General features: G+C 43.9%; 12 protein-coding genes. 6 read left to right on the forward strand and 6 right to left on the reverse strand.

The annotated features are described in order from the left end of the window. Positions 1–6: 6 nt before the first annotated feature. Positions 7–1,620, forward strand: coding sequence for a tetratricopeptide repeat protein (locus ICN44_RS09745; RefSeq protein ID WP_216263794.1), 1,614 nt, complete (start codon positions 7–9; stop codon positions 1,618–1,620). An 87-nt stretch (positions 1,621–1,707) separates the two neighbouring features. On the opposite strand, the gene ICN44_RS09750 is transcribed toward ICN44_RS09745, so the two are convergent. The 6 genes from ICN44_RS09750 to flgA all read right to left on the reverse strand — a co-directional run bounded on the left by ICN44_RS09750 (position 1,708) and on the right by flgA (position 8,804). Continuing rightward, complete coding sequence (locus ICN44_RS09750) at positions 1,708–2,121, reverse strand: hypothetical protein (protein WP_088526022.1); 414 nt, start codon at positions 2,119–2,121, stop codon at positions 1,708–1,710. Positions 2,122–2,247: 126 nt separating this feature from the next. Continuing rightward, on the reverse strand, positions 2,248–4,554 hold the full coding sequence (locus ICN44_RS09755) for a flagellin (RefSeq protein WP_216263795.1): 2,307 nt from the start codon (positions 4,552–4,554) through the stop codon (positions 2,248–2,250). 191 nt (positions 4,555–4,745) lie between these two features. Continuing rightward, a complete protein-coding gene (locus tag ICN44_RS09760; RefSeq protein WP_216263796.1) occupies positions 4,746–6,224 on the reverse strand; it encodes a hypothetical protein in 1,479 nt (492 codons plus the stop codon). Between the two features lie 307 nt (positions 6,225–6,531). Then, positions 6,532–7,359, reverse strand: a complete 828-nt coding sequence (locus ICN44_RS09765) for a flagellin (protein WP_216263797.1) — start codon at positions 7,357–7,359, stop codon at positions 6,532–6,534. Positions 7,360–7,438: 79 nt separating this feature from the next. After that, positions 7,439–7,744, reverse strand: coding sequence for a flagellar biosynthesis anti-sigma factor FlgM (gene flgM / locus ICN44_RS09770; RefSeq protein ID WP_215313788.1), 306 nt, complete (start codon positions 7,742–7,744; stop codon positions 7,439–7,441). A gap of 193 nt (positions 7,745–7,937) precedes the next feature. Further along, positions 7,938–8,804, reverse strand: coding sequence for a flagellar basal body P-ring formation chaperone FlgA (flgA, locus tag ICN44_RS09775; RefSeq protein ID WP_216263798.1), 867 nt, complete (start codon positions 8,802–8,804; stop codon positions 7,938–7,940). 216 nt (positions 8,805–9,020) lie between these two features. On the opposite strand from flgA, the gene flgB reads away from it, so the two are divergent. Genes flgB through flgF form a run of 5 tightly spaced genes read left to right on the forward strand, consistent with a single transcriptional unit; the run spans position 9,021 to position 13,020 of the window. Then, positions 9,021–9,458: a flagellar basal body rod protein FlgB gene (gene flgB, locus ICN44_RS09780; RefSeq protein WP_216263799.1), complete on the forward strand. Its 438-nt coding sequence runs from the start codon at positions 9,021–9,023 to the stop codon at positions 9,456–9,458. Between the two features lie 21 nt (positions 9,459–9,479). Next, positions 9,480–9,890, forward strand: a complete 411-nt coding sequence (flgC, locus tag ICN44_RS09785) for a flagellar basal body rod protein FlgC (protein WP_216263800.1) — start codon at positions 9,480–9,482, stop codon at positions 9,888–9,890. A gap of 13 nt (positions 9,891–9,903) precedes the next feature. Continuing rightward, positions 9,904–10,608: a flagellar hook assembly protein FlgD gene (locus tag ICN44_RS09790; RefSeq protein WP_216263801.1), complete on the forward strand. Its 705-nt coding sequence runs from the start codon at positions 9,904–9,906 to the stop codon at positions 10,606–10,608. Positions 10,609–10,659: 51 nt separating this feature from the next. Continuing rightward, complete coding sequence (locus tag ICN44_RS09795) at positions 10,660–12,240, forward strand: flagellar hook-basal body complex protein (protein WP_096672487.1); 1,581 nt, start codon at positions 10,660–10,662, stop codon at positions 12,238–12,240. Between the two features lie 39 nt (positions 12,241–12,279). Beyond that, positions 12,280–13,020, forward strand: coding sequence for a flagellar basal-body rod protein FlgF (flgF, locus tag ICN44_RS09800; protein ID WP_216263802.1), 741 nt, complete (start codon positions 12,280–12,282; stop codon positions 13,018–13,020). Positions 13,021–13,028: the final 8 nt, after the last annotated feature.

The raw sequence follows: 13,028 nt of genomic DNA on the forward strand, positions 1-13,028 counted from the left end.
TAGAATATGAATACATCCTTCCAAAAAGCCTTCATACTTCACCAACAAGGTGAAGTAGAGCAAGCAAAATTGCTTTACGAAGATATTCTTCAAAATGACCCCAATCATTTTGACGCCCTACATATGTTGGGAGTGGCCATTACCGATTTAGATCCTTCAAGAGCAGTGCAACTGCTTTCTAAGGCGCTCGAAATCGATTCAACTATGCCCGAGTGCTTTAATAATGCCGCCAATGCACTGATGAAGTTAGGACAGCATGCCTTAGCCTTAGAGTGCTGCCGCCATTCCATCGCACTTGAAGGGGGTAATTGGACGACATACGCGAATGCTGCAGAAGCATTGCGCAATCTTCAGCGTCAAGAGGATGCCTTGGTGTCAATTAATGCCGCTATCAGCATTGCACCAACCATGGCCAAGCTCTATTCCAACCGAGGCAATCTCTTTAAGGAGCTAGGGCAGCATGAACAAGCTTTACTCGAATATCAAACAGCGATTGAGCTAGACCCAGAAGACGCTACTTTCTACGTCAACCGAGGGCTGGCGTATCAAGACTTAAACCTGATTTATCCTGCGATTGAGAGCCAAGAAAAGGCGATTGCTCTAGACCCTCAGTTAGGAGCCGCACACGATACCCTGGCAAAGCTCCATTTACTGAATGGCCATTTTCAATCTGGCTGGGGCATGTATCACTGGCGCTGGAAAGGCCTTGGCCTGACAACCCAGCCCTTAAAAACCAGCAAGCCAAGATGGCAAAACGGCAGTACACTTAAAAGACTATTGGTATGGGCAGAGCAGGGCGCAAGTGAGCATATTCTTTTTGGTAGCTTACTACTTGAGATGCAGCGATTAGCACCAAATCTATTGGTACAAGTTGACCCGCGTTTAATGCCGATTTTTGAACGCTCGATGCCAGAAATTACCTTTTATTCGTCAACAGAAACCGTAGATGAATCGCTCTATGATGCTCATATCCCCTTAGGGGATCTACCCGGCTTATTTAGAAACGATTTAGATGACTTTCTAAATGTCAAACTTCAGTATCTCAAGCCAAAATTTGAGCAAAGAAACCTCATTAAAGAAACGCTAACCAAGCCAGATGAGTTACTCATTGGCATTTCTTGGAAAGAAGAAGATCACTCAGCCAATAAATCAAGCAATTCCAACAAAACAAATAAAACAAACAAAGCAAACAACATAGAGCTGACTCAATTAGTCTCTTCTTTGAACATGCCTGGAATTAAATTCGTGAATTTACAACAGGGTATTAGCAATCAAGAGCTTGCAGATCTTCAGTCCAAACTGATGATCCAGGTTTATGGATATGAGCAGCTTAGTAGTTCATTGGGTTTTGATGACTTAGCAGCACTAGTCAGCGCATGTGACATCATCATCTCAGTAGATAATGAAGCAGCTCACTTGGCAGGTGCTATGAATATCCCTTGTTGGGTCTTATTACCCAAAGCACCTCATTGGCGTTGGCTATCTGGTGTGACTTTAAGCCCATGGTATCCCAGCTTAAGGCTTTACCGACAAGAGCAGCAGGGCGTTTGGGATGCGCCTCTAGATAAAATCCGCCATGATCTGGTACCGCTATTAAAGCAGTCTACTCAATACAACTGAGCAAGGTAATTAATGCATAGCACAAAGCAATACACCTAAGCTACTGCTTAGGTGTATTGAATATCAATCGAATTGAGAATTACAGAATTAAGCAGTGTGCTTCATTGGCTCTGCAGCCTCAGCTGGTGCTGCTATGGTTCCAGCCGTTCCCTTGTTGTAAGGGCCTAAGATAACTTCCATTGATGCAATGACCAGGGGAAGATACTCAAAATTCTGTGACTGAATGGCGCCATTGAGAATCTGAATATTGGTGCTATAGATCGTCTTGAGCATGGTGCGGTGTTGAGAATGTAATTTCTCATTGAGATTCTCTTGCACCCACTGTAAACCCTCAGCGATTTCTAATAATCTTTTGTGATTAGTTACAGGATCGAATTCACCAGCCATGATACGTTTGACCATGCTAATGACAGATTCAAACCAGCGTTTTTCAAAGCTAGCACCAGTCAGATTATTATCAACTGACACATAAGCATTAATGGCGTTTTTGCTATTAAACATGATGGTCTCTCGTTATCCGTTATTTTGTGTTCTTAGTTAAAAGTATTCTATCTGAAACCCCTTTGATTTGTATGAACTAATGGTGAAATGATCATTAGCGCAAATCAAAGGGTATCAGGATTCAAATTAACGGAATATTGACAAAATTGCAGCCGCTTCGGTATTCATTTGGCTTACCAAATAGTAGTCCACGCTTTGCTGAGTATTGAACTCTTGTAGCTTTGCTTGCAGAGCAGTTGGATCAATATTGGCAATCGCATCAATCGTCTTTTGCATACCATTCTTGATATTGGTTGCATTTTTCAATTGAGCTTCAATACCAGCTGTTGCTGCAGCAAGAGAAGCTTGCGCTGTAGAAACGGTATCAATTTGACTGGTAATCACCTGTGTTGCTTTATTGGCATTAGCAATTGCAGCATTTTGGGTATTCCAGGCAATCGTCGGTGGGGTAGTTGAGGTATTGCCAGGCTTATTATCAATGGCTAAAACGTTATTGCCTAAGTCAATTGCAGTGAAGTAATTGGTAAATTCAGAAACCTTACCAGTTAAAGAGCCGCCATTAACATCGGTATTGGCAAAAGAGCCGTATAGATTGCCTGTATCGCCACTATTAATAACGTTCTTAAAAGCATCTAAAACTTGTTGAGGGGTTGTAGTCTGCGTGGCTGTAAAAGTCAGACCATTAATAGTTACGCTATCACCAGGAAATAAATTGGCAGTACCAGCTAATAAATTTGTATTGGTAAATGTCAGAGCATTTCTGGTAGTTGTATTGCTATTTTGAGAAAGCAAGGCAATCCCGCCAGGAGTGCTACCTGTTGTTAGTGGATCTATTGTTGTTAAGCTAAATGTGTTGCTTGAAGTAACGGTTGCACTAACGCCATAGGCAGAGCCACCAGTGATTTTGGTGCCGGTATTGGCATTCATGCCTTTAGTGATAATGGTAGAAGGTACGTTTACTGTTACAGGGTTCGCGCCTGCAATAGTGTAAGAAGCAAGGCCTGAAGCAGTATTTCCTGTTGTTAAAAGGTTAGTTAATTGCCCACCTGTGGCGCTGTAGCTCCAAGCAATAGTCGTTGTAGAGCCGCCAGCACTAACTGCTGCTCCTAGTCCACCTACTTTAGAGCCACTCCAAGTACCATATTGACTCAGCGAAGCGGAGTTACCAATTTTGGCTAGAAATGCTGTTGAAAGTTGAGCCGCTGTTGTAGTTGCTGTAGCGGTAAAGGTCAAGCCACCAGCAGAGAAGCTATCACCAATTGCTAAATCACGGAAAGTAATTGTTTGAACTTGAGCAACCGCACTTGTTGTAGTGGTAAAAGTTCCAATGCTTGGATCAGGTTGAACACCATTATTAATGTAGTTAGCAAACGCCGCACTCACTTGTGATGGTGAAATGCCAGCAGCGCTAGTTCCTGGTCCAGGACCTGCAGTAAAAGTTAAATTACCAATCGTCAGAGAATTACCTTGAGCCATACTAGTAGTTGGAAGGGTAATAGTTTGAGTCTGGCTGCTAGCTGGATTGGTATATGTGGCAGTTGATGCTGCCGTTGCAGCTGCTGCTGTAATATTGAGAACACCAACAACAGGGTTTGTGGCTAAGCCTGGCGAAGTTCCGGTGAAGTTACCATATGTTGTTGAGGTACCAGAGGTAATATAAGCTGCAAAAGCGCTTGCTAGCTGGCTAGCAGTCATATCACTTGTAGCAGCGAGAGTTAATGTGACAGGGACTGCTAGACCAATCGTAATCGAGTATGAGTCCCCGGCCTTGATTCCAGCAGTTGGAAAGGTAACAATGGGTGCTATGTTGGTTCCCGTTACGGCGCCAGCTAATGTTCCAATAGCTGATCCAACAACCGTACTAACAGGAGCGGTTAAGTTGCTTGCTGCAAAAGTCTGGTCAGTAATTTGCATGCCAGTAATGAGTAATTGCTTTAGAGCAGTTACTAAATTACCCACATTGGTTGCATTGATTTGAGTTTGAGAACCTGGGGTACCATCAATACCAGTAGTCACTTGTAGACCAAAATCCGTATTGAGTAGATTGGCGCCATTCACGCTAGCGCTAGTAACCAACTGTTGTATTTGGTTCGTTAAATTCTGGAAAGTGAGATTTAAGCTATCGCGATCAGTAGAGGCAAATCCTGCACTTGAGGCTTGGGTAGCCAAGCCTTTTAGCTGACTCATAATCGTCGAGATGGACGTTAAGGCAGACTGAGCAACATCAACTGCGCTACCCGCATCAGTTAAGTTTTTAGTAACTGAGCCATAACCCGAGACTTGAGCAGTCATGCGACTGACAACCCCCGTCTCAGCGGCGTTGAGCGTCGCTTGACCAGAGGCAAGTTGGTTTTGGGTTTCAACAATGCCTTTCTGTACGGCGTCTACAGACTGTGTCAGTGTTGAAGCTAGCGAAGTAATAGTATTGCTCATGATATTTTTTCCTTAAATATCCAATCTTTTTATGTAAAATCCAGGTATACATACTTGAAAATCCTGGCCCCATACACGACAAAAATCAATAATTAGTGAAACTATATAAGGGAATCATCCCTTTGAATCCATTAAAAAAGCCGGGAATTACCCGGCTTTTCTAAGCTTAAACAGCTAAAACACTAGTTAAATCAACGGAATATCGACAAAATCGCTGCTGCTTCTGTATTCATTTGGCTAACCAAATAATAATCGATCGATTGTTGATTGTTCAATTGCTGTAACTTCGCTTGCATTGCAGTAGCATCAATGTTTTGGATTGAGTTTACTGTGTTAGTCAAGCCTGTTTTCAGGGCATTATTAGCGGAAGCCTGAGCAGTTAAGCCAGTAGCTGAGGCTGCCAAAGTAGACTGACCTGTGGATACTGTCTGCAATTGAGTCGTTAAAGATGCTACTGCTGCTGCTGCATTTGTCGCTCCAGCATCAATGATGACTGGTGCAGGTTGAACGCCAGTCAAGCTAGCTGCTTTTGTTAGTGTTAATACTGCGCCAGCCTGAGTTGCAGTTGCATATAAGGCTTGCATTGATGCTCTCGTGATACCGCTAAACGTTCCTTTGACTGAGGTTCCTGATGTAATGTAGCTTGCGTAGTCCGTAGCGATTTGAGTTCCTGTCGCACCTGCGTTACCAGCTGTAAAAACAAGTCCATCAATGGAAACTGTCTGGCCTGCACTAAGGGTAGCACTGCTAAAAGTAACGGCATCGATCTGATTTACTGCTGCTGTTGCCGCAACAGCAGCAGTAGCAGTTACGTGACCACCAGTAGCGGATGACACAGTGTATGACTGAGTACCTGCAACTGCATCAGTTAGAGTCAAAACGCCAGCAGCAGAAGTTGCGCCTGAATACAGTGCTTGCATTGTTGCTACTGAGGCACCTGAAAACGTTCCGTATGTGGATGTGGTACTGGCGCCTGTGATGTAGTTAGCAAAAGCGGTCGCCAGTTGGGTTACGTTCGGGGCCGATGCTCCTACAGTAAATGTTAATCCCGATACAGTAACAGTATCACCAGTAGTTGGAGTTGCAGCAAAGGTGACAGTATCTGTTTGCTTAACGTTTGCAGTTGTGACGTCTGTTGGAGTCGCGTAAGTGCTATTCACCAATAGGTTGCCAACTGTAGTTGCTAAAGTTGGAATATCTACTCCAGCAATAGAAGTAGAGTCTGAATAGGCGCCGCCGATACCAGTTGTTACGGAAAGACCTGTTGATCCACTTAAGAGATTATTGCTATTTACTGAAGAGCTAGTGCCTAGTGCTTTTACTTGACTAGCTAAATTGGCAAAAGTAGCTTGGATGCTATTTCTATCATTTGTTGAGAGACTTGCACTTGACGCTTGATTTGCTAAAGCTTGCATTTGGGTCAAGATTGAAGAAATAGATGATAAAGATGATTGTGCTACAGCAATGACGCTTTGTGCAGAACCAATGTTTGTCAGGGTCTGATCGTAACCAGTAGCTTGAGCAGACAAACGAGTAACAACACCAGCTTGACCTGGATTAAGAGTTTTGACTCCAGCAGCTAATTGGTTTTGTGTATCAACAATTTGATTTTGAACTGATGCAACAGAATTTGATAGGGTCTGTGCTAAACCTGATAATGGCATTGGCATGATTCTTTTCCTTTAGTATAAATTTATGCATCCACAATGGACTGCAATAAACGGTCTGGTTACGCGAAATGCATAACAACAAACCAACTTACGAAAAGCATCAGTGCGCAGTGCGTAGACCACATCAACAGAGCTTGGCGCTAACTTTTACATTAGCTATTTGAAAACTTCCGAAGAAGCCTTCGTTCTATATATTCTTTAACGGAGGAGCTTGGTAAAACTTAAGTATTTTTTAAATTTAATTCTTGATTTTTGCTAATCAAGAAGTGCAGCAGATCAACAAGAAGTATGGCGAGCTTTGTGCTGATTAACCGGCGCTTGCCTTAGCGTTAGCAACAATCAAAGCCTTGTAGGCATTTGGGTCTAACTGGCTAATTAATTGATAGTCAACATTTTGTTGGCTTTGTAATTGAGCCAGCTGCGCCTTAAGCTTTACTGGGTCAATATTCTGAATGGCACTAACTGAATCTTGGGCAGTCTTGGCTAAGCCAGTCAGTTTATTGGCCTGTGCGCTTAGTCTTGTCGATGTCATCTTGAGCAAGGATTGACCATTATTGATCTGGGCTAGTGCGCTATTGAGAGCATTCACTGCTGCTTGGGCATTTTCTGGTGTATCGAGTTTGATGCCACTCATCAAGCCCATGGTCATCATGCCGAAGATGTCTACTGGATTAACAAAGGCTCGTGATGCTGCAGTTTTATCGGTGCCGATGATGACATTCATACCAGCTGTGCCAGAGAGCAGGTTGGTGCCATTGAGGTTAGCTTTAGTGGCTAACTTACCAATTTCTGTTACTAGCTGCTGAAAGCGAAAGTTATAGTTAGTGCTATCAGACGAGCCTAAAGTAGGGTCGCTGGCTTGAGATGCTAGTTGTTGCAGCTGAGGCATCAGCTTCAAGATAGTTGTAATTGCCGTCTGGGCTACACCAATCGTATTTTGTGCCGCAGTAATGCTCGCTTGTGGTGTTGAGTAGCTTTGAGCTGCAGCGGACAGAGTGGTAACTTGATCTTGCTGCGCGGTTGTTAGCGTGGCTTTACCATTCTTTAACTGCGTGTTAATCGAATTAATTTTTGTCTGAAAATCTTTTACATAGTTTGTAAAAGTATTGACTAAATTAGTTTTGGCAATACTCATGATGATCTCTGATCTTGCCTAGGTGATTTATGTTGTTGCTTCAGTTGAATTGATTACGTAACTTCCGTAACGCAGATCATTATTTTTTGAGCAAGGCAACGGCATCGTTAATCATGCCGTCAGCTACTTTGCCAGTATCAACTGTGAACTGACCGCTTTCAATTTCACTGCGGATCATATCTACTTTTTTAGAATCAAACACTGGGCTATTAGCAATCGTTGCTTGCAATGCTTGCAACTGGCTAGACAATGTAGTGATGTCAGCAGCGGGTGGCTTTACTGAATTAGAACTAGGCCCAATCGTTGAAGTGGGATTGCTTTCACTCGCAGCAGGTTTTTCCACTACGGTATTGAGCGCGGTCTTCAAAGAATCATTAATTTTCATGGGAACACATTAGCCTAATTTAGGTGCTACTAGTTTCTCAGTTTCTGATCAAACTATCAAAACACGATAAAACTTGCTTCTCTTTTATTGCTTTTACTTTTTCTACACCTTCTGTAACGGCTTTATTTAGCCTAACTTTAGCTAAATCCGGTTTTCTTGGTAGGTTAGAGGATATGTAAATTATCTGTTTAGACTACTTACTCTGGCCGCCTACCTCAACTATGCCATTTTCTTTAGCAATTCCGGTTACAACACTACCATTACTGACTTTAACTTTAACTATCTCACCTTCGGAAGCTTCATTTAAGGCCTGGCCGTCGGTACTGATCGAGAATCCCTTGCCACCACTAGAAACCCTTACAGATTGCCCTTTTTGCACAATCAGGGGCATTTTGAGCATTTCTTTTTTGAGAACGGTGCCTGCAACTAGAGACATTCGGGCGGTTTGACCGATCACCCGGTTAAATTCCGTAAAGATGCCGGTTGGCAGGATGGTTAGATCACCTTTTTGTAGTTGTAATTCATTGGCGGAGATGGTTTGACCTTGACCGATTGGAGCTCCAGCGACAACATAATTAGCAATGATGCTGACATTAGCCTGGACATACACGGTCCAAGGCTTAGGTTGACCACAACGCACGCCCACAGTCGTTCTGCCCCAAGCAGCGCTATTGGGCGGAAAAAAGGCCTCTGGAGAAGGGCAGTAGGTCAATTGCGTGCCTTCTTCCATGGGGGTGACGGTAATTTCCGGTTTGCCAGGGGAGCCAGCGCTTTGAGCGGTCAAAAACTCCTTAACCTTTTGATTGATAACACGCAGATTCTGGAAAGTAGGCGGGTTACCAGCATTGGTGGCTGGATTCTGTCCTGTAGCTGATGCTGGGGCTGGAGCTTGAGCCCAGCTGATTTTGGGGTAGAGCACCACGAAAGAAAGTAATAAGGAGATCAACACACTAGCAATGATGCCAATGATCAGGGTCTCAAAACCTTGCAAAAAAGACCCAAAAAGGGGCTTTTGGGCTGTTTTCTTGAATTCTAAGGGGGTTTCGTATGAGGAATGCATGTTTAATTCCAGTCCAAAAGGATGGCGAAAACATGATTTTAGGATTCTAGAGGCAAGTCAATGCCTCAATTAGCCGAACTATTACCCCTTTTATTGTCAAATCAAGAAAGGGGCTGGCAAATTACATTAGTGAAAATGCCATAAATAGGTATTTGCAGTGCTACATAACCTATTACGGCTGACTTGAGGATTTCTTTAGGGAAATTGGAGAAATAAATGGATAAATTAGACGCGCTCTTTGATTTTAATGCAACCGCCCTGCGGGTGAGGGCTCAACGCCAAGAAATTTTAGCAGCCAATATCGCCAATGCAGATACCCCGAACTATAAAGCACGGGATATCGACTTTGCCGCATCCCTCAAAAAAGCCCTCGAGGCCAATGTGGCTAGTGCAGCCAATAATTCTGCGGTGAGTTCCAACGGCAATATGTCGCTTACTACTACTCATGGCCAACATATTCCGGGCGGCAATGGCCTCAGTGAAGCTGACTTGCTGTATCGCCCCCTCATACAGGGAAGTGTGGATGGCAACTCGGTCGATGGTGAAGTGGAAAGAACGGCATTCGTGGATAACGCAATTCATTACGAAGCCAATATCACGATGCTCAATGCTCAGATTAAAGATATGACCACAGCACTGAATTCTGGTAATTAATTTAGATAGAACGGAATAACTATGTCCTCCTTACAAAACGTTTTTAATATTTCTAGTTCAGCGATGAGCGCGCAGTCTCAACGCTTAAATACCGTTGCTAGTAACTTGGCCAACGTGGATAGCGCGACAAGTTCTAGTGGTCAGCCTTACAAATCCAAGCAAGTTATCTTCGAAGCAACACCGGTTGGCACATCAGGTCATCAGGGCGTTAAGGTCAATAAGGTGATTGAAGATCAAACACCCGCTCGCATGGTGCATGACCCAGCCAATCCATTAGCAGATAAAGATGGCATGGTAGCAATGCCTAACGTGAATGCTACCCAAGAGATGGTGAACATGATCTCTACATCACGCTCGTATCAAAACAACGTTGAAACGATGAACGCTGCAAAAACGATGTTGCAAAGAACTTTAACCATTGGCCAAAACTAAATAGGACCACACCATGACTACTATCCAAAATAATCCCAGCGTGACTACATTGCCAAGTGCGACTAATAATTCGAGTGCCGCTGGTAGTGCAAGTGCAGCGATTAGCGCCTCTGCTAGCTCTGCCTCACAAATACAGGATCAGTTTATGACCTTATTAGTTGCGCAAATGAAATATCAAGATCCAACCAATCCAATGAACAGTGCCGAGATGACAAGTCAGATGGCGCAGATTTCAACAGTAGATGGCGTGAATAAACTCAATGGCTCCATGAATTCTTTATTAACACAAATGCAAACCAATGAAGCTTATCAAGCTTCCAGTATGGTTGGTAAGAACGTCATGGTTCCTGGCAATACTTTGAACTTGACTAAGGGTCAAGCAAACTTTGGTGTGCAATTGAGCGCACCCGCAAGTTCACTCAAAGTCAATGTGTTAAATGCTGCTGGTCAAACTGTCAATGTGTTGACTTATGGTGCTGAGCCTGCTGGCACAGTGCCACTTTCATGGAATGGTAAAGATGCTGCTGGCAATCAATTGCCTGATGGTAAATACACTTTCCAGTTAGCAGCTAACGTTGCTGGACAAAATGTGAACCCAACTGGTTTAACAGTGGCAAGCGTTACTGGCATTCTGAATCCTACAGCAAATACTAGTACGCAGATCATGTTGGATAACAACACGACTACCAATATTTCTAACGTGGCACAGATTCGTTAATTTGCACGCTAAATATCCACTAATAATACTGATCATCACAAAAGGATTTATATGTCACTCGTCGAAGGATTAAGCGGTTTAAATGCGGCCTCAGAACATTTGAGCGTGTTAGGTAATAACATTGCCAACAGTGCAACTGTGGGTTTTAAGACTTCGAGTGTTGACTTTACCAACGTACTCGCAAGCCATCTGAATGCTGCTAATTCTGGATCACCAGTACAAACGGGTGGTGGCGTGCTGGCATCCAATGTGATGCAGTCTTTTACACAGGGTCCGATTAATACAACTACAGCACCACTTAATGCAGCCATTGTTGGCCAGGGAATGTTTGTATTGAAAGATCCTGTTTTGGGTCAGACAGTTTATACGCGCAATGGACAATTTACCGAGAGTGATACTGGATTTTTAGTAAATGGCTCTGGGTTTAAGGTTTTAGATATCACTGGTACGGCAATTCAATTGCCATTAGCACCGAATGATATTCGCCCTGGCTCAGCCAATACCAATCAGGTAGATGCGATTGGCTTTAATTCACCACTATCTCCTTATGGCACGGTTACTTTTGGTGGCTTAAGCTACACCAATACCGATGGCAAAACATTGACTGCTGCGCAAGTTGCATCCTTGTTTAGCGGCTTACAAGCGGGTGATACACCTGATACGATTGCAGCTCGCTTTAGCAATTCTGCTACGAATAATTACCCACTATTTACGCCTGCCAATAACACGGTGAGCTTTAATAATCTCGCCGCCAATGAGAGCATTACTGTCGCAGGGATGACATTTACCGCTGGTGCATCAGGCGCAACAGCAGCGAATGTGGCAGCAGCCTTTGCCGGTCTAGCGGATGGCACTGTTAAAAATAGTGTGAGCGTGACTGATGGCGTCATTAATGGCACTTTAACTGGCGTTAATACTACCGGCGCACAAGTCAGTAATGGCGCTCTTGCTTTTACCAATAGTAATAACACTACCAATATACAATTACCAGTAAGTGCTTCGAATGGAAATACTCCCAGTGTTGCTAATGCAGCACCAGTGCGTACTGGCCTATTCGCTGGTGTATTAAGTAATTACAACACGCTCGCTGCAGTGCCGGCTAATATTCCGACAACCTATTTAGGTCAGAATATTACACCCGCTCAGCAAGCAAATACCAGTTGGGTGCAGGCAACTTATACCGGATTTGGGTCGCAGCCAACAATTAATGTAACTGCATCTGGGTTCCTGACAGGATCTAATCCGCTAGTCGAGACTAAGACTCCTGGAACAGTTGTAGCCCATTTAAATACCATGGCTATTGATGAAACTGGCACCATTATTGGTACTTACAGCGATGGCCTCACTAGCAAAATTGCGCAAATTGGTGTGGCTACTATTCCTAGTTACACCGGTTTAAAAGCGGTAGGTAACGATACTTGGGTACAAAGCTCAAAATCAGGTACACCTGCGCTAGGTACGGTGCAATTGGCTGGTAGCAAGATGCAAGGTTCTGCACTTGAGGGGTCCAATGAGAATCAAACACAAGACATGGTGGCTTTACTAGCAGCACAGCAGGCCTATCAAGCCAGTGCTCAAGTGGTCAAAATTGAAAATCAAATCTATCAAACCCTCATTGGCATGAACGGCTAAGACGGATAGATGATGAGAGTTGAAAGCTAAGGAGAAAATATGGATCGTGTAATTTATACCGCAATGACTGGAGCCCAACACATCTTGGACCAGCAGGCGACGAACTCCAATAATTTGGCTAACGTATCGACTACCGGATTTAAATCTCAGATCGATTCTTTCCTATCCGTACCGATTAAGGGTGGTAGCTTAGATACGCGCTCTTTTGTAGTTAACGCCTCCGGCGGCACAGACTTTAGCCCGGGCGCTATTAAACAAACCGGTCGCACCTTGGATGTGGCGATTGAAGGTAAGGGCTGGTTTAGTGTGCAACGCCCTGATGGATCAGAGGGTTTGACCCGCAATGGCTCATTCAAGATTAGTGAGAATGGTATTTTGCAAACTGCTGGTGGACGCAATGTGCTAGGTGGTGGTGGCCCAATTACCATCCCCCCAAACGTGAATATCTCCATTGGTGCTGATGGCACTATTTCCAGCGTGGATCCTGCAGTGAGTGGAAGTCCTTCTACTCCGATTGACGTCATAAAGCTTTCGAATCCTGATGAAAAAAGCTTAGTTCGCGGTGACGATGGTCTATTTAAATCTGCCAGTGGCGCTGGTTTTGTAGCAGATCCTACCGTTAAGGTAGTGAATGGCGCCTTGGAGGATAGCAACGTGAGCGTGATTCATAGCATGGTCAACATGATTTCTTTGGCTCGTAGCTTTGATATTCAAATGCAGCTCATGAAGAATGCTGAGAATAGCGACCAACATGCCGCTCAGCTCTTCAATTTAAGTTAAGACTTTAT

Source organism: Polynucleobacter sp. JS-Fieb-80-E5, from assembly GCF_018882015.1.
GTDB lineage: Bacteria > Pseudomonadota > Gammaproteobacteria > Burkholderiales > Burkholderiaceae > Polynucleobacter.